The sequence below is a fragment of the Rhizobium sp. X9 genome, assembly GCF_018873185.1.
Classification (GTDB): Bacteria; Pseudomonadota; Alphaproteobacteria; order Rhizobiales; family Rhizobiaceae; genus Agrobacterium; species Agrobacterium oryzihabitans.
The window spans coordinates 418,091-434,016 of record NZ_CP071312.1; the positions used below are offsets into that span (position 1 = coordinate 418,091).

The 15,926-nt window shown below is 61.2% G+C and carries 14 protein-coding genes and 1 riboswitch; of the genes, 10 read left to right on the top strand and 4 right to left on the bottom strand.

All coding sequences use genetic code 11. The annotated features are described in order from the left end of the window. The 6 genes from JZY08_RS16920 (at nucleotide 1) to thiD (ending at nucleotide 6,172) form a co-directional block, all read left to right on the top strand. Nucleotides 1-1,992, top strand: coding sequence for an alpha-glucosidase (locus JZY08_RS16920; RefSeq protein WP_216332692.1), 1,992 nt, complete (start codon nucleotides 1-3; stop codon nucleotides 1,990-1,992). 36 nt (nucleotides 1,993-2,028) lie between these two features. Continuing rightward, nucleotides 2,029-2,131, top strand: a riboswitch (TPP riboswitch). 128 nt (nucleotides 2,132-2,259) lie between these two features. After that, complete coding sequence (locus JZY08_RS16925) at nucleotides 2,260-3,045, top strand: ABC transporter permease (RefSeq protein WP_216332694.1); 786 nt, start codon at nucleotides 2,260-2,262, stop codon at nucleotides 3,043-3,045. Further along, complete coding sequence (locus tag JZY08_RS16930; RefSeq protein ID WP_003500731.1) at nucleotides 3,042-3,986, top strand: ABC transporter substrate-binding protein; 945 nt, start codon at nucleotides 3,042-3,044, stop codon at nucleotides 3,984-3,986. Before JZY08_RS16925 ends, JZY08_RS16930 begins: the two co-directional genes overlap by 4 nt. A gap of 2 nt (nucleotides 3,987-3,988) precedes the next feature. Then, nucleotides 3,989-4,729: a hydroxyethylthiazole kinase gene (locus JZY08_RS16935; protein WP_216332696.1), complete on the top strand. Its 741-nt coding sequence runs from the start codon at nucleotides 3,989-3,991 to the stop codon at nucleotides 4,727-4,729. Next, entirely contained in the window at nucleotides 4,716-5,378 is a 663-nt protein-coding gene (gene thiE / locus JZY08_RS16940; RefSeq protein ID WP_216332698.1) for a thiamine phosphate synthase, read from the top strand. The genes JZY08_RS16935 and thiE overlap by 14 nt, the downstream gene beginning before the upstream one ends. Further along, on the top strand, nucleotides 5,375-6,172 hold the full coding sequence (gene thiD / locus JZY08_RS16945) for a bifunctional hydroxymethylpyrimidine kinase/phosphomethylpyrimidine kinase (RefSeq protein ID WP_216332700.1): 798 nt from the start codon (nucleotides 5,375-5,377) through the stop codon (nucleotides 6,170-6,172). The genes thiE and thiD overlap by 4 nt, the downstream gene beginning before the upstream one ends. Before the next feature lie 221 nt (nucleotides 6,173-6,393). On the opposite strand, the gene JZY08_RS16950 is transcribed toward thiD, so the two are convergent. Then, nucleotides 6,394-6,852 carry an Lrp/AsnC family transcriptional regulator gene (locus JZY08_RS16950; protein ID WP_003500727.1) on the bottom strand — a complete coding sequence of 153 codons (459 nt, stop codon included), beginning with the start codon at nucleotides 6,850-6,852 and terminating at the stop codon, nucleotides 6,394-6,396. 127 nt (nucleotides 6,853-6,979) lie between these two features. Here JZY08_RS16950 and alr point away from each other — a divergent pair, with 127 nt between their 5' ends. Next, nucleotides 6,980-8,146, top strand: a complete 1,167-nt coding sequence (gene alr / locus JZY08_RS16955) for an alanine racemase (RefSeq protein ID WP_216332702.1) — start codon at nucleotides 6,980-6,982, stop codon at nucleotides 8,144-8,146. Nucleotides 8,147-8,153: 7 nt separating this feature from the next. Beyond that, nucleotides 8,154-9,410 (top strand): D-amino acid dehydrogenase, encoded by a 1,257-nt coding sequence (locus JZY08_RS16960; protein WP_216332704.1) that lies wholly within the window; start codon nucleotides 8,154-8,156, stop codon nucleotides 9,408-9,410. 74 nt (nucleotides 9,411-9,484) lie between these two features. On the opposite strand, the gene JZY08_RS16965 is transcribed toward JZY08_RS16960, so the two are convergent. Then, complete coding sequence (locus JZY08_RS16965) at nucleotides 9,485-10,195, bottom strand: GntR family transcriptional regulator (RefSeq protein ID WP_082186079.1); 711 nt, start codon at nucleotides 10,193-10,195, stop codon at nucleotides 9,485-9,487. A 177-nt stretch (nucleotides 10,196-10,372) separates the two neighbouring features. On the opposite strand from JZY08_RS16965, the gene JZY08_RS16970 reads away from it, so the two are divergent. Continuing rightward, the gene (locus JZY08_RS16970) at nucleotides 10,373-10,876 is read left to right on the top strand and encodes a BA14K family protein (protein ID WP_082185763.1); all 504 of its coding nucleotides are present in this window, start codon (nucleotides 10,373-10,375) and stop codon (nucleotides 10,874-10,876) included. A gap of 196 nt (nucleotides 10,877-11,072) precedes the next feature. Here JZY08_RS16970 and JZY08_RS16975 read toward each other — a convergent pair whose 3' ends face one another. Then, the gene (locus JZY08_RS16975; RefSeq protein ID WP_216332705.1) at nucleotides 11,073-12,437 is read right to left on the bottom strand and encodes a sigma-54 dependent transcriptional regulator; all 1,365 of its coding nucleotides are present in this window, start codon (nucleotides 12,435-12,437) and stop codon (nucleotides 11,073-11,075) included. A 1-nt stretch (nucleotide 12,438) separates the two neighbouring features. Next, nucleotides 12,439-14,280, bottom strand: coding sequence for a sensor histidine kinase (locus tag JZY08_RS16980; RefSeq protein ID WP_216332706.1), 1,842 nt, complete (start codon nucleotides 14,278-14,280; stop codon nucleotides 12,439-12,441). A 236-nt stretch (nucleotides 14,281-14,516) separates the two neighbouring features. Here JZY08_RS16980 and JZY08_RS16985 point away from each other — a divergent pair, with 236 nt between their 5' ends. Next, nucleotides 14,517-15,863: a dicarboxylate/amino acid:cation symporter gene (locus tag JZY08_RS16985; protein WP_216332707.1), complete on the top strand. Its 1,347-nt coding sequence runs from the start codon at nucleotides 14,517-14,519 to the stop codon at nucleotides 15,861-15,863. The last annotated feature ends 63 nt before the right edge of the window (nucleotides 15,864-15,926 follow it).

The window sequence follows — 15,926 nt, forward strand, 5'->3', positions numbered from 1 at the left end:
ATGTCATTCGAAAAGACCAGCAACGGCTTCACGCTTGCAATCGGCGGCCGCATCATCCTTTCCCATTCGCCTGAGAACCCGGCCATCTTTGCCGGCTTCGGCAAGGAGCGGATGGAGATGTATCGCGGCAATTTCGATATCGAAGACTATGTCATCGAACGAACCGCGCTGCGCCATGCCGAAGTCAGCGGCGATAGCGTCACGTTTTCCTCCGCACCCGGACAGGCCCCACGCCTTCGCCTTACACTGAACGGCAATGCCATTCAGTTCACGGCGCTGGATGAGACCATAAACCGCATGTGGCTGCGGGTCGTCGCGGAAACGGATGAGCATGTCTGGGGCGGCGGCGAACAAATGTCCTATTTCGACATGCGCGGCCGGCGTTTCCCGCTCTGGACGTCGGAGCCCGGTGTCGGCCGCGACAAGACAACGGAAATCACCTTCAAGTCGGATGTCAGCGGCAAGGCGGGTGGTGACTATTACAACACCAACTACCCGCAGCCGACCTATCTCTCCTCGCGCAAATATGCGCTGCATGTGGAAACCACCGCCTATTCGGTCTTCGATTTCCGCAATGCCGATTTCCACGAAATCGAGATCTGGACGATCCCGGAGCGTATCGAATTCTTCGCGGGCGATCATTTCACCGATATCGTTTCCGCCCTCTCGCTGCGGTTCGGTCGCCAGCCGGAACTGCCGGAATGGGTCTATAATGGCGCGATCATCGGGTTAAAAGACGGCGCCAATTCCTTTGCCCGGCTGGAAAAAATCCGCGCGGCTGGAACGAAGGTCTCAGGCCTGTGGTGCGAGGACTGGGTGGGGCTTCGCCAGACATCCTTCGGCGCGCGCCTTTTCTGGGACTGGCAGGCCAATGACACCCGCTATCCGCATCTTCGCCAGAAGATAGCCGAGCTTGCCGATCAGGACGTCCGCTTTCTGGGTTACGTGAACCCCTATCTCTGCGTCGACGGACCGCTTTTCCCCGTGGCCGAAGCGGCCGGTTATTTCGCCACCGGCGCGGACGGCAAGACGGCGCTGGTGGATTTCGGCGAATTCGATTGCGGCGTGGTCGATTTTACCAATCCGGCCGCAGCCGAATGGTTTGCCGAGGAGATCATCGGCAGGAACATGCTGGATTTCGGCCTTTCCGGCTGGATGGCCGATTTCGGCGAATATCTGCCGATCGACATCACTCTGTCGAACGGCATCGACGCCAAGCTGATGCATAATGCCTGGCCCACACTCTGGGCCGAGGTCAATGCGAAAGGCGTCGAAAGTCGCGGCAAGACTGGCGAGGCGCTGTTCTTCATGCGGGCAGGCTTCACCGGCGTGCAGGCCCATTGCCCGCTCATCTGGGGCGGCGACCAGTCGGTCGATTTCTCCCGTCACGACGGCCTTGTCACCGTCATCTGCGGCGCGCTCTCTTCCGGCCTCATGGGCAACGCCTATCACCATTCCGATATTGGCGGATATACCAGCCTGTTCGGCAATGTCAGAACAGCGGAACTCATCATGCGCTGGGCGGAAATGGCCGCCTTCACCCCCGTCATGCGCACCCATGAGGGCAACCGCCCGCGCGACAACCTCCAGATCGACCAGGACGACGCGGTTCTTTCCCATTTCGCCCGCATGACGACCGTCTACACCGCACTCGCCCCCTACCTGAAATCGCTTTCCGCCGAAGCGGCCAGGACCGGACTGCCTGTGCAGCGCCCGCTTTTCCTTCATTACGAGGATGACCAGCAGACCTACACCCTCCAGGACTGCTATCTCTACGGAGCCGATATGCTGGTCGCACCTGTCTGGAAAGCCGGAGAAGGGCAGCGCACGCTCTATCTTCCCGGCAACGGGGAATGGGTGCATTTGTGGAGCGGCGAGCATCATCCCGGCGGGCGCGAGGCGACCGTCGAAGCGCCGCTTGGCCAACCGGCTGTCTTCTATCGCGCCGATAGCAGCCATCGGCAGCTGTTTGAACAGCTTCGCAGCATCTGAGCCGTTGACAGCCAGCTAAAAAAGCGACAGTTTCCGACCCATTCCGAGGGGAGCACCTGACGGTGCTGAGATGGCGATGAGCCGGACCCTTGAACCTGATCCGGGTCATGCCGGCGTAGGAACGGAAACTGTCGCGCTTTTAAGGTGCTGCCCTTTCTCTTCTCCGCTTTTCCCGGATCTCCGTGATTGTTACATCTGGAGACCGAATGATGATGCTGAAACCTCCCGTCCTTCGCACATGGTGCGGTTGCGTCTGAGGTCCGGCCCATGCGTCCCTCCCATGCGCTGAACGGCGTCCTGCTTCTGCTCATTCTGTGGCAGACAGGGACATGGCTGTTTGCGCCGCCGCGCTATATTCTGCCCTCGCCTGCCGATGTCGCCGCCGCTTTCCTGCGCCAGCCGGGTTTTCTGTTCGGACAGGCCATGGTGACGCTTGGCGAAATGGCCGTCGGGCTTGCGGCGGGCGTCACGGCCGGCATTCTCGTTGCGTTCATTATTGCCGCCATCCCGCGGCTTGGCCGCCTCGTCTGGCCGATGGTTCTGGTGTTGCAGGCTTTTCCGGTTTTCGTGCTGGCCCCAATCCTCGTCCTCTGGTTCGGCTTCGGCATGGCCTCGAAAGTGGTCATGACAGGGATCATCATCTTCTTTCCCGTCGCCTCCTCTTTCACCGATGGTCTCAACCGCACCGACCGTGCGATCCTCGATGCCGCCTCGCTGACGGAGGCGAGCCACTGGCAGATCCTCACCCGGCTGCGTGTGCCGCTGGCGCTTCCCTCGCTCATTTCCGGTCTGAGGGTCGCAGCACCGCTCGCCCCGCTTGGCGCCGTCATCGGCGAATGGGTGGGCGCCTCGGCCGGGCTCGGTTTCGTCATGATCCAGTCCAATGCCCGCATGCAGACCGACACCATGTTCGCCGCCATGGCCATTCTCGCCGTCATGGCGGTGCTGCTGCGGCTTGCCGTCGACCGGGCGACAGCCAATCTGGCCCCCTGGGCCAAAGAGACAGAACACCTCATTCCTTTCAAATATTTGCGGAGACTTTCAGCACCATGAAGCGAACTCTTCTTTCCCTCGTCGTCGCGGCAGCAAGCGTGCTTTCCCCCATGCAATCGCAGGCGGCCGACAAGCTGACCGTGTTGCTGGAATGGTTCGTGAACCCGGACCACGCGCCGATGGTGATCGCCAAGGAACGCGGGCTCTTTGCCGATGCGGGGCTGGAGGTCGAACTGGTTCCGCCGGCAGACCCATCCGCCGTGCCGCGCCTCGTTTCGGCAAAACAGGCCGATATCGGCGTCCACTACCAGCCGAACCTTTATCTCGACCACGATGCCGGTCTGCCGCTCGTCCGCTTCGGTACTCTGGTGGAAACGCCGCTCAACACCGTCACCGTTCTGGCCGATGGGCCAATCAAAAGCCTGAAGGACCTGAAGGGCAAGAAAATCGGCTTTTCCGTTTCCGGTTTTGAAGATGCCATGCTGAAGCGCATGCTGGAGAAGGACGGCCTGACGAAAGACGATGTGGAACTCGTCAACGTCAACTTTTCGCTCTCGCCTTCCCTGATCGCCGGCAAGGTGGACGCCACGCTTGGCGGCTTCCGCAATTTCGAACTGACGCAGATGAAGCTTGAGGGGCACGAGGGTCGCTCCTTCTTCCCAGAGGAACATGGCGTGCCTGCCTATGACGAGCTGATCTTTGTCAGCCATCGCGATCTTGCGAAGGACACCCGCCTGCCGCGTTTCCTCTCCGCCGTGGAACAGGCCGCGATCTTCATCACCAACCATCCGCAGGAATCCTGGCAGCTCTTCATCAAGGCCTATCCGAACCTTGACGATGCGCTGAACAAGCAGGCGTTTTTCGACACGTTGCCCCGTTTCGCCAAGCGTCCCGCCGCACTCGATCGCACCCGCTACACCCGCTTCGGCGAATTCATGCGGGACATGCAGCTGATCAAGCAGGCGCCGGCGGCGGACGACATCGCCGTGGAGCTGCAGTGACCATGGCAGACAGTTTTCCGACAGCGGCAAAGGCCGCCGAGATCCTCGAAAGTGTGAGGCAAGCGCGCCCGCGCGTGCATTGCCTGATGAACACCGTCGTGCAAAAATTCACCGCCGACGGCATCACCGTCGTCGGCGGCATTCCATCGATGACCACCTCGCTTGAGGAAATCGAGAGTTTCGTCGCCAAGGCGGATGCGCTTACCGTCAATCTCGGCACGCTGGATGCGGAACGGCGCAGGGTTATTCGGCTCGCGGTCGAGATCGCCAATGCATCGGCAAAACCCTGGATCGTCGACCCCGTCCATTGCGACTATTCGCCGTCGCGGCTGGAATTCGCACGCGAACTGATCGCGCTTTCACCCACTATCGTGCGCGGCAACCGCGCGGAGATGAGCCTGATTGGCGACGTGCCGGATGCGGTGCGGATCGAGACCGGGCCGGTCGATCATCTGCGCGATGCCACCCGGAGCGTCAGCATCGTCAACGGCCACCCGTGGATGGCGAAAGTGACGGGCACCGGTTGCCTCTCTGGCGGCGTCATCGCCGCCTTTATGGCGGTGGAAAAGGACGCGCTGACAGCTGCAGCCGCTGCACTCGCCGTCACCGGCGTTTCCGCCGAACTCGCCGCCATCAACGCAAAGGGTCCGGGCACATTCGAACCGGCGTTTCTGGATGCGCTTTCCGAAGTTTCCAGTGAGGAGATAACAAGACATGCAAGGATCGAGCATGAACAAGGTTGATTACCGCCTGAATGCGCTGGTCGATGCGAGCCTCGGCGATGTCGCGCCCCTGGCCGAGCTTGCTCTGGCGGCCGCGCTCAACGGCGCAACCATCCTGCAATATCGTGACAAGCATGGCTCGACTCGAGAAATGATCGAGAACGCGCGGGCCATCCACGAGGCTATCGCCGGCACCGGCGTGCCGCTCGTCATCAACGACCGGGTGGATGTGGCGCTCGCATCCGGTGCGGACGGGGTGCATCTTGGCGCAGACGACATGGATGCCAAAACCGCCAGACGTATTCTCGGCGAAAAGGCGATCATCGGCCTTACCGTCAAGAACCGGGCAGATGCCGAACGGGCTGCCTCCATGCCCGCAGACTACGCCTGCATCGGTGGCGTGTTCGAGACGGTTTCCAAGGTCAATCCGGACAAGCCGGTCGGTATCGATGGTTTTACGCTGCTGCGCGGCCTTTTGCGTGAGTGGCGACCGGAGATGCCGGTGGGCGCCATCGCCGGCATCGATCTTGCCCGTGTGCCACCCGTCGTCACCGCCGGTGCGGATGGCGTCGCGGTCATTTCCGCCATCTTCCGCGCGGGCGATATTGCCAGCGCAACCAAGGACTTCCGCGCGGCAGTCGACACGGCGCTGAAAGCGAGACAGCCATGACAGCGATTGCATTGACCATTGCCGGTTCCGACAGCGGCGGCGGCGCGGGTATCCAGGCCGACATCAAGACCTTCTCGGCGCTCGGCGCTTATGCCGCAAGCGTCATCACCGCCATCACCGCGCAGAACACCAGGGGCGTGACGGCGGTGGAGGATATTTCCGTCGCAAGCATCGTCGCGCAGATGGATGCGGTTTTTTCCGATCTTGCCGTCAATGCGGTAAAAATCGGCATGGTATCGCGGATCGAAACCATCGCCGCCATCGCGGCGCGGCTTCGGCAGCAGCCCCAACCGGTGGTGCTCGATCCGGTCATGGTGGCAACATCAGGCGACCGGCTGCTGCATGAGGACGCCATCGAGACGTTGCGTCGCGACCTCCTGCCGCTCGCCGCCATCGTCACGCCGAACCTGCCAGAGGCAGCGTTGCTGACAGGCACGCCGCTGGCAACCACGCAGAGCGAAATCACCCGTCAGGCAGAAAAGATCCTGACGGCGGGCGCGAAAGCCGTGCTCATCAAGGGCGGCCATGGCGATGGGCCTGAGAGTACGGATTATCTGTTCGCAAGCGGCACGATGCAGGCGCTTTCCGCGACACGGGTGGCCACGAAAAACGACCACGGCACCGGCTGCACGCTGGCGGCGGCGATTACCGCCTATCTCGCCATGGGCTATGAGTTGGCGGAAGCGGTGGGGCTGGCGAAGGACTACCTGAATGGGGCGCTTGATGCTGGCCGGGGGCTTGCCGTTGGTCAGGGACGGGGGCCGGTGCATCATTTTTATAAGTGGTGGGGGTGAGGGAATTGGTGGGCATGGAGTGCGCAACCACCCCCCTCTGTCCTGCCGGACATCTCCCCCTCAAGGGGGGAGATTGACAAGCGGCTTGCTTACCGCATTCAGTAAACCACTGTATCGATAGTGAAACGGTTGCGAGGAAACGGGCGGTCGCCCCACCCGATCTCCCCCCTTGAGGGGGAGATCTCCGGCAGGACAGAGGGGGGTAAGCCCCACCCTCCACGCTACCGCGCCTTCGGCGTCGCCAGCACATTCCGGATCGCAAAACTCGAATGAATCCGCGAAACACCCGGCAGCTTCGATAAAATCTCCTTGTGAATACGCTCGAAATCCCCCGCACTTTCCGCCTCGCAACGCAGGAAATAATCCGATCCGCCTGTCATCAGGTAACATTCGCGGATTTCCGGATAACGCCGCACCGCGTTTTCAAAACGGTTGAGAAAATCCTCCGTCTGGCGATCGAGCGTGATCTGCACGATGACCGAGATCACCTCGCCGCCCGCAAGGCCGCTGGTGAGCGCCGTATAACCCCTGATGATACCTTCCCGCTCCAGAATATCGACCCGGCGAAGGCAGGCGGAGGCCGAAAGGCCGACCTCTGCGGCGAGTTTCGCATTGCTGATGCGGGCATTGAGCCTGAGCAGGCGGATGATATGGCGGTCGGTCGCATCGAGTGACGACATAGAAAATTCCAATACGACAAGGAAAGTTGCGTAGAGTGGAATTTCATCGCATGTTCTTCGAACAATAGCCAAGAAATTCGATAATCGTTGCAATACTCTCATATGATAAGAATGAGGGTGAACGACCATGGACATGCAGATCAGCCGCCAGCAGGCAGCCGGTGGTGCAAGCGGCCATCTGACCATCGATCTCGGCGCATTGCGCGACAATTACCTGACCCTTGCGGCAATGGCCCCCACAGCCCAGACGGCAGCGGTCGTCAAGGCTGACGCCTACGGCCTCGGTGCCGATATCGTCTCACAGACCCTGTTCGATGCAGGTTGCCGCAATTTCTTCGTCGCTCACATTGATGAAGCGCTGGCGCTCCGGCTGCGTCTTTCAGCGGAAGCGCGGATTTTCGTCCTCAACGGGCTTCAGCCCGGCAACGAGACCTCCTGCGCCGCCATGGCCGTCACTCCGGTTTTGAATTCACTGGAACAGATCGCACAATGGGCGGCCCATGCCAAAAAGCTCGGCAAGCCGCTGCCCGCCGCGGTGCAGATCGATACCGGCATGTGCCGTCTCGGCCTCTCTCCCGAAGAGCTTGAAGTCCTCGCCTCCCGGCCGCAGCTGCTGGAGGGTATCGACATCGCCTTCGTGATGAGCCACCTCGCCTGCGCTGATGAGCCGGATCACCTCTCCAATGCTGCGCAGCTTTCCGTGATGCGAAAAGCCGCTGTCGCCTTTCCTGATGCCCCTGTCTGCTTTTCCAATTCCGGCGGCATCTTTCTCGGCAATGATTACCACAACCACCTGCTGCGCCCCGGCATCGCGCTTTATGGCGGCGCGCCCTCCATTGCCCGTCCCAACCCGATGAAGCCGGTCGTCCGTCTGGATCTCGCCGTCGTCCAGACCCGCACGGTGCCCGCAGGTTCGCTGGTCGGTTACGGCGGTTCCTTCGAAACAGCCGGCCCGACGCGCCTTGCGACGATCGCCGCCGGTTACGCTGACGGGCTGCCGCGTTCGCTCAGCAATCGCGGCGCGGCGTGGTATAACGGCGTACGCCTGCCGATTGCGGGACGCGTTTCGATGGACAGCATCATTCTCGACATATCCGCCCTGCCCGAGGGAACATTGACCCAGGGCAGTCTCGTGCAGATGATCGGGCCCGAGCAGACGCTGGAAGACATTGCCGAGGATGCGGGCACGATCGCCTATGAAATCCTGACCGGGCTCGGACGCCGTTACCGCCGCACCTATATTCAGCCGGGCGAAACCCCGGCAGTCGCTTCAACATCTGTCAGCCATAAGTGAGACGATCATGAACGTCACTATCCTCGGAGCCGGCGTCGTCGGCGTGACCTCCGCCTGGTATCTGGCCAAAGCCGGACACAAGGTCACGGTGATCGACCGCCAGCCGGCTGCAGCGCTGGAAACCAGCTTTGCCAATGCGGGCGAAGTTTCCCCCGGCTATTCCTCACCGTGGGCCGCACCAGGCATCCCGATGAAGGCGATGAAATGGCTGTTCATGAAACATGCCCCGCTCATCATTCGCCCGACGGCCGATCCGGCCGCATGGCGCTGGATGAGCCAGATGCTGCGCAATTGCACTTCGGCGCGTTATGCCACCAACAAGAGCCGCATGGTGCGTGTGGCCGAATATAGTCGCGATTGCCTGATGGCGCTGCGCGAAGAGACCGGCATAGAATACGACCAGCGCATGCAGGGCACTCTGGAGGTATTCCGCACCCAGAAGCAGTTCGATGCCATTGGCAAGGACGTGGACGTGCTGACGGCGGGCGGCGTGCCCTTTGAAATTCTCGACCGCGACGGCTGCGCCGCCATCGAACCCGGCCTTTCCCCTTCGAAGGAAAAGATTGTCGGCGGCCTGCGCCTGCCCGGCGACGAGACCGGCGACTGCTTCATGTTCACCACCGAACTTGCGCGTATGGCCGAAGAGGCGGGAGTCACCTTCATCTACGATACCGGCATCATGCGCCCCATTGTCGAGGCAGGCCGCATCAAGGCCGTGGAGACCACCAAGGGGCGGGTGGAAGCGGATATTTTCGTCGCCGCCTTGGGCAGCTATTCTCCGCAATTCGTGCGCCAGCTCGGCCTTGATCTGCCGGTCTATCCGGTCAAGGGCTATTCCATCACGGTTCCGGTGGTGAAAGAAGAACGTGCGCCTGTCTCCACCGTCATGGACGAGGCCTACAAAGTTGCCATCACCCGGCTCGGCTCACGCATCCGCGTTGGCGGCATGGCGGAGATTGCCGGTTTCAGCAAGGACTTGCCGGAAGCGAGAAAAGAAACGCTGACCCACTCCGTGGAAGACCTGTTCGGCGGCGCGGGTGACCAGACCCAGGCGAAATTCTGGTGCGGTCTGCGCCCGATGACGCCGGATGGCACGCCTGTGATCGGCGCCACCCGCTACAGCAATCTTTATCTCAACACCGGCCACGGCACGCTTGGCTGGACCATGTCCTGCGGCTCGGCCCGTGTGCTTGCCGATCTCATCAGCGGAAACAAGCCGGAGATCGACACGCACGATCTGGCTCTTAGCCGTTACGCGGCTTAGTCCGAAGGATAAATTTCCGTCACCCTCGCCCTTGGGGCGAGGGTTCACCAGACTGGGCGGGTCGCACAATTATCCTAAAGCGCCAGTGCATCCTTCAGCGCCAGACCTTCCTTCATGCGAAGGTCGAGATCGGCTTCGATGTGATCGAGATGCTGCAGCATCAGCGCCCGGGCCTTTGCCGCATCCTTCGCCTCCAATGCATCGAGCAGGTCGGCATGATCGTTGTGGCCACAGCTTGAAACGCCCGAGCGCCCGTAGAGCGCAATAACCAGCGACGAGCGGGCAACCAGTTCGTCCATGAATTTCTCGAGGATGGCATTGCCGGCAAGCGAGGCCAGCATCAGGTGAAAATCGCCTGATGCCTTGATTTCCGCGCGTCTGGCGTTCGGGCCGCGCTCATGCTGGTGGCGGCTCTCCTGAACAAGATGCTCTCTCAGCTGCTTGACCGCCGCAGGCGTAATCTTGTCGATTGCGGCGTCCAGAACGCCGGGCTCGATCAGCCGGCGCGAAGCAAAAACCTGCCGTGCTTCGTCCGGTGTGGGATTGGAGACAAAAGCGCCGCGGTTGCGCTCGGCCTTGACCAGCCCTTCGTAAGCCAGCATCTGAAGAGCCGCCCGCACCACCGTGCGGCTGACATCGAACAGCGTTCCCACTTCCGATTCCGACAGTTTCGTTCCCGGTGCAAGCCGTCTGTCGACAATCGCATCGCGCAACGTATCTCGAATAGCCTGGGCACGATCTTCGTGGGATGAATCGGAATTGACGGTTATATGGGCAAGGCTCATGGACGTGTCCTGTTTGAACTTGAGTTCTAGCGCGAAGCGCGGCCTGCGCAAACAGGAATTGCGAGCTGCCGCCAGCCCGCCACAATTCATTCAGCGCCCGTTCAGCAGGGGGGCTATATTTCTTTAACCATCGAATTTGCAACTGGCAGCGCCCTGCCATCCGGATGGAAGAAGACCATGTCGTCCTTTGCAGCTAAAACCGTTCTGGCTATCGCCGTCGCCGCCGCCACCATCGTGCCCTTCAACAGTGCATCCGCTGATGACTGGGGCCGCCGCGACCGTCGCGATGCCGCCATTCTGGGTGGCGTGCTTGGCCTTGCCGCCGGTGTCGCCGTCGGTTCCGCCCTCTCCCGCCCGGCACCGGTGGACGACGAGCGCGTCTACATAGATGAGCCGCCGCGCCGTTATCAGGCCTATGAGCCAAGCTATGTCTACGAAGAGCCGGACTACCGTTATTACCGTGCAGCGCCGCAGCCGGTTTACCGCCCGGCACCCGTTTACCGCGCCCAGCCGGTCTACGACAGCCGCCCGGTCTATAACCAGCGCCAGACCTATCGCACCATCGAGCCGTGGACCAACGCCTGGTACGACTATTGCTCGCAGCGTTACAGAAGCTTCAACACCCGCACTGGCACTTACACGGATTATGACGGTCAGCGTCATTTCTGCGTAGCGGGCTGATCGGGAAAGCGGGTGCCGGCAGAAGCAACAGCCGAAAGCCTTCAGCGCAAATGCTGGCAACGCGCTAGAATTTCTTCTCCGTCATCCTCGCCCCTGAGGCGAAGATCCACACTTCCGAGCGCCGATGGATCCTCGCCTCAGGGGCGAGGATGACGCCTAGTTTGGGGAAGCGCAGCTCAAAGCGTCACGGCTCTTTTCACGCCCCACCGTTCTTCACATAATCCGCCCGGTTGATGCCGTGGCGTTGCAGCTTGTCGTAAAAGGTCTTGCGGGCAATGCCGAGCGTCGCGATACTTTCCGCTACATCGCCGTTCGACTGCACCAGTGTTTCGCGAATGATCTGCGCCTCGATCTCGTCCATCCGCTCCGGGAGAGTGCCGGAAGCCAGAGTGGTCGATTGCGAAACAGGCGTGGCGGCCGCTTCCGTCTCCAGACCCAGCACCACCCTTTCAGCGAAATGCCCGAGTTCACGCACATTGCCCGGCCAGTCATGGTCGTTAAGACGACGGGAAATGCCGGCACTGATCTGCGGCACCGGCATGTTGAAACGGTTGGCGGCCTTGGTGACGAAGTGAGAAAACAAGAGCGGAATATCCGCCTTGCGTTCACGCAGCGGCGGAATGGACAGCGTCACCACATTCAGCCTGTAATAGAGGTCCTCGCGAAACGTGCCGCGTTCGGCCGGATCGCCAAGATCGACCTTGGCCGCCGCCACCACACGAATATCGACCGGCCGCTCCTCGTTGGAACCAAGCGGGGAGACCTCGCGCATTTCCAGAACGCGCAGCATCTTCACCTGCACGGCAAGCGGCATGCTTTCGATCTCGTCCAGAAACAGCGTGCCGCCGCTGGAATGTTCGATGCGGCCCACGCGCTTTTTCTGTGCGCCGGTGAAAGCCCCCGGCTCATGGCCGAACAGCTCGCTTTCAATTACCGTTTCCGGCAGCGCCCCACAATTCAGCGCCACGAAATTGCCCTTGGCGCGCTTCTTGCTCCAGCGATGAAGCGCCGTTGCCACCACTTCCTTGCCGCTGCCCGTCTCGCCCGCCACCAGCACATCCACATCCGTATCGGCAATGTGCCGAAGCGTGGTGCGCAGGCGCTCCATGGCGGGCGTCTGGCCGATCAGCGGCAGATCGTCTTCCGCCTGCCCCGCCGCCCGGCGAAGCGCACGATTTTCCAGCACGAGACGGCGCTTTTCCAGCGCCCGGCGGGCGCTCTCCACCATGCGTTCGGCGGGAAAAGGCTTTGCGATGAAATCATAGGCGCCATTGTGAAGCGCATCGACCGCCATCGGCACATCGCCGTGGCCGGTGATGAGAATGACCGGAAGATCGGCATCGATCTTGCGGACATGGTCGAAAAATTCGAGCCCGGTCATGCCGGGCATGCGCACATCGGTGATGACGACGCCATCGAAATCCTCGTTCAGCGCCGCCAGCGCCTGCTCGGCACGGGAAAAGGAGGTGACCGGCAGTCCGTCGAGTTCCAGCGTCTGCACCATCGCCTTGCGTAGCTGGGAGTCGTCATCCACCAGGAATATGGTTCCATCCACCGTCATGTCATGCTCGCTTCAGATATACGGAAAAACACGTGCCCGCCGCGCCGCTCGCCACCTCGATACGCCCGCCATAGTCGGAGGCGATATCGTTGGAGATGACGAGGCCAAGGCCAAGGCCGCTTTCCTTGGAAGTATTGAAGGGTGAAAAAAGCTGGGCGCGGATCGCTTCGGGAATGCCCGTGCCATTGTCGCTGACCGAGAGCACGACCATGTCACCTTCGTCGCGCACACGCACTTCGACACGGGCCGCCTCAATCGCTTCAGTGGCTTCCAGCGCGTTTTGCAGAAGATTGATGAGGATCTGCTCGAGCCGGATGCGGCTGCCGAGCACCTTCAGGTCCTGATCCGGCAATACGATATTCAGCGCATCCATCTGGCCGGAAAAACGGCTGCGCAACAGCATGACCGCACCTTCAATGACCAGTCTGACACTGACAGGCTCAGCAGCGGTGCGACCCTTGCGGGCCAGTATTTTCAGGTCGCCGGTAATCGTGCCGATGCGCTCGGTCAGCGCCGCGATGTTTTCGAGGTTTTCGGTGGCCTCCGACATGCGGTCACGTTTGAGCAGGGTGCGGGCATTGTCGGCAAAGGCGCGGATTGTCGCCACCGGCTGGTTGATCTCATGCGCCACGCCCGCCGCCACCTGCCCCAGAATGGAAAGGCGGTTGGCCTGCACCAACTCGTGCTGCACGTTGCGCAACTCACCCGTGGTCTTTTCGTGCAGGGCGATTTCGGCCTGCAGATGGTCGCGGGTCTTCGTCAGGTCGCGGGTCCGCTCCTGCACCTTCATTTCCAGCTCGGTGCGGGCACGCTGCTCCTCTTCCTTTTCCTTGAGCGCCTTGTGCCTGCGCCACAGCCACAGAGCCGAAAGCGCCATCAACGGCATCAGCGTCGCCAACGCCACCACCCTGCCCTCGCGAATGGCGGCGTTCAGCGCCGGCGCTACCGGTTGCAGATAATGCAGGGTCCAGGACGTCGTCGGCACCGGCGTTTCCAGCCGCAGATAATCGCCGCGCTCGCGGCCGGGTTCGTCAACGTGGATGAGTGGTGTTCCATCCTGCGGCGACCGGCCCGCCCGGAATGGCAATAATGAAAGCGCCTCATTGCCAAATTGCAGGCTCTCGGAAATGGTTTTCCGCTGCGCCTCGTCAATGGGTGTGACGGTCTTGAAGCGCCATTCCGGCACGCTCGTCATCAGCACCACGCCGTTCCTGTCGACCACATAGACCGGCTTGCCGCCGATATTCCAATCCGCTTCCAGCCGGTTGAACTCAACCTTGGCGATGACGACGCCGAGCGGCCGCCCATCCGCGGCATCGATGCGGCGGGAGATGTAAAGACCCGGCCGGCGGCTGACATTGCCAAGCGCATAATGTTCGGACATGCCGGTCTTCATCGCTGCCTGAAAATATTCCCGGAATGCATAATTGGAGCCCACGAAACTATCGGCCTGCCGCCAGTTGCTGGAGGCGATGGTCAATCCGGTCGGTCCGGTCACATAGATTACCGAGGATTGCGTGCCCTCGATCAGCCCTTCCAGCTTACGGTTCAGCCGGTCGAGGGCGGCGGCGCCACCACCGTCCAGCGCTGTTGCAAGATCAGGATCACCCGACAGCACCAGCGGAATGGCGCGCGGCCTCTCCAGCGCGACATTCAGAAGCGCAATCTTCAGTTCCGCATCGGTGGAAGCCTCGGACGCGGCGGTGCGCATTGCCTGGTTTCGCGCAAACTCATCGGCCACCAGCAAAATACCCAGACTGACGAGCAGCCACAGGCCGGCCAGCGCCAGCCATTGCGCTCGCCGTTTCGCCTGGGAATGAGGTGCCGGATCTTGATAGCTCATGCACTAATTGTGCGGATTTACACACAGACCGCAAGGGATTTTGTCCGGAATTCCACACAAATGGCTGTGAGCCGGGGAAGCATCAATAAAAAGTACTTTTCAAATCAGTCAGTTACGCCAAATAAGCAAGTCTGGCATGCGTATTGCACATGACTCCTCAATCGGCGCGAAGCCGTCAACGTCACGGCGAACCCGGGAGGCCAATAAAGGCAGGGTGAGGCCGAGGAGGAAAAAACATGATCGATACGACAGCCGTGGCCGCGGGCCACGCCAAACTGCCATTTTACAAGCACCTGTATTTCCAGGTTCTGGTGGCCATCATCGCCGGTATCGCGCTCGGCCATTTCTATCCGACCTTCGGAGAACAGCTGAAGCCGCTTGGTGATGGCTTCATTCGCCTCGTCAAGATGATCATCGCCCCCGTCATCTTCCTCACCGTCGCAACCGGCATTGCCGGCATGAACGACATGAAGAAGGTCGGACGCGTGGCCGGCAAGGCCATGATCTACTTCCTGGTCTTCTCCACGCTCGCGCTCATTGTCGGCCTCATCGTCGCCAACACCGTGCAGCCGGGCGCCGGCATGAACATCGATCCTTCTACGCTGGACGCCAAGGCCGTCGCCACTTACGCCGACAAGGCCCATGAGCAGACCATCACCGGCTTCCTGATGAACATCATCCCGACAACCATTGTCGGCGCTTTCGCCAGCGGTGACATTCTGCAGGTGCTGTTCTTCTCGGTTCTGTTCGGCATCGCGCTCGGCATCGTTGGTGAAAAGGGCAAGCCCGTCACCGATTTCATGCATGCCCTGATGTATCCGATCTTCAAGCTGGTCGCGATCCTGATGAAGGCCGCCCCCATCGGTGCTTTCGGCGCCATGGCGTTTACCATCGGCAAATACGGCATCTCGTCCGTCACCAACCTCGCCATGCTGATCGGCACATTCTACGTCACGTCCTTCCTGTTCGTGTTCGTGGTTCTTGGCGCCGTCTGCCGTTATAACGGCTTCTCCATCGTCGCGCTGATCCGCTACATCAAGGAAGAACTGCTTCTGGTTCTCGGCACCTCGTCTTCCGAAGCCGCCCTGCCGGGCCTGATGAGCAAGATGGAAAAGGCGGGCTGCAAGCGCTCCGTCGTCGGTCTCGTCATCCCCACCGGTTATTCCTTCAACCTTGACGGCACCAACATCTACATGACGCTGGCGGCCCTCTTCATCGCGCAGGCGACCGGCATCCACCTGTCCTTTGGCGAACAGATCCTGCTGCTGCTCGTGGCCATGCTCTCCTCCAAGGGTGCTGCCGGTATCACCGGCGCGGGCTTCATCACGCTGGCTGCCACGCTCTCCGTCGTGCCTTCCGTTCCAGTCGCCGGCATGGCGCTGATCCTCGGCATCGACCGCTTCATGTCGGAATGCCGCGCCCTCACCAACTTCGTCGGCAATGCGGTCGCCACCATCGTTGTTGCCCGCTGGGAAGGTGAACTGGACCAGGACCAGCTCGCCCGCGTCCTGAGCGGCAAGGAAGAATTCACCGGCATCGCCGATGTGGATCAGCTTCCGGCTTCGGTTCAGCCCGCCGAATAATACGACCTCCCAAGGTCCGGCCTGTCCCGGTTTGTCCGGGCAGGCTCTCGCATGAAGGCCGGC

Bases quoted from the DNA above. Each gene is read 5' to 3' on its own strand.
- JZY08_RS16920 (WP_216332692.1), top strand. From the start codon at position 1: ATGTCATTCGAAAAGACCAGCAACGGCTTCACGCTTGCAATCGGCGGC.
- JZY08_RS16925 (WP_216332694.1), top strand. From the start codon at position 2,260: ATGCGTCCCTCCCATGCGCTGAACGGCGTCCTGCTTCTGCTCATTCTG.
- JZY08_RS16930 (WP_003500731.1), top strand. From the start codon at position 3,042: ATGAAGCGAACTCTTCTTTCCCTCGTCGTCGCGGCAGCAAGCGTGCTT.
- JZY08_RS16935 (WP_216332696.1), top strand. From the start codon at position 3,989: ATGGCAGACAGTTTTCCGACAGCGGCAAAGGCCGCCGAGATCCTCGAA.
- thiE (WP_216332698.1), top strand. From the start codon at position 4,716: ATGAACAAGGTTGATTACCGCCTGAATGCGCTGGTCGATGCGAGCCTC.
- thiD (WP_216332700.1), top strand. From the start codon at position 5,375: ATGACAGCGATTGCATTGACCATTGCCGGTTCCGACAGCGGCGGCGGC.
- JZY08_RS16950 (WP_003500727.1), bottom strand. From the start codon at position 6,852: ATGTCGTCACTCGATGCGACCGACCGCCATATCATCCGCCTGCTCAGG.
- alr (WP_216332702.1), top strand. From the start codon at position 6,980: ATGGACATGCAGATCAGCCGCCAGCAGGCAGCCGGTGGTGCAAGCGGC.
- JZY08_RS16960 (WP_216332704.1), top strand. From the start codon at position 8,154: ATGAACGTCACTATCCTCGGAGCCGGCGTCGTCGGCGTGACCTCCGCC.
- JZY08_RS16965 (WP_082186079.1), bottom strand. From the start codon at position 10,195: ATGAGCCTTGCCCATATAACCGTCAATTCCGATTCATCCCACGAAGAT.
- JZY08_RS16970 (WP_082185763.1), top strand. From the start codon at position 10,373: ATGTCGTCCTTTGCAGCTAAAACCGTTCTGGCTATCGCCGTCGCCGCC.
- JZY08_RS16975 (WP_216332705.1), bottom strand. From the start codon at position 12,437: ATGACGGTGGATGGAACCATATTCCTGGTGGATGACGACTCCCAGCTA.
- JZY08_RS16980 (WP_216332706.1), bottom strand. From the start codon at position 14,280: ATGAGCTATCAAGATCCGGCACCTCATTCCCAGGCGAAACGGCGAGCG.
- JZY08_RS16985 (WP_216332707.1), top strand. From the start codon at position 14,517: ATGATCGATACGACAGCCGTGGCCGCGGGCCACGCCAAACTGCCATTT.